Source organism: Aquitalea pelogenes (assembly GCF_001515305.1).
In the GTDB taxonomy this organism is placed as follows: domain Bacteria; phylum Pseudomonadota; class Gammaproteobacteria; order Burkholderiales; family Chromobacteriaceae; genus Aquitalea; species Aquitalea pelogenes.
The window spans coordinates 1-344 of record NZ_LNQV01000130.1; the positions used below are offsets into that span (position 1 = coordinate 1).

At 52.3% G+C, this 344-nt stretch carries 2 tRNA genes; both read left to right on the plus strand.

The window, feature by feature from the left end:
• The first annotated feature begins 47 nt into the window (after positions 1–47).
• Positions 48–124 (plus strand) — tRNA-Ile (locus tag AWT75_RS20525).
• Between the two features lie 124 nt (positions 125–248).
• Positions 249–324: transfer RNA gene (locus AWT75_RS20530), tRNA-Ala, on the plus strand.
• Positions 325–344: the final 20 nt, after the last annotated feature.

A 344-nucleotide genomic window follows, 5' to 3' on the forward strand; every position in this document is an offset into this window, starting at 1 on the left:
GATCGAAAGAACATCGCAGACGCAAAACTGCGGTGTAAGCGTCAACTGGGTTTGTAGCTCAGCTGGTTAGAGCACTGTGTTGATAACGCAGGGGTCGAAAGTTCGAGTCCTTCCAGACCCACCAGTTTTTATCTGGGTGCTGTAGACAGCACTACGGATAAACCATTTTTGCTTCAGGCAAGGCGCGAAGAAGCGACGTGTACGCACTGTACACGAGCGACTGAGCAACGCAGCATCAAGCAAAAAGAGGGGGATTAGCTCAGTTGGGAGAGCACCTGCTTTGCAAGCAGGGGGTCGTCGGTTCGATCCCGTCATCCTCCACCACCACCTTACAGTGCAAACAA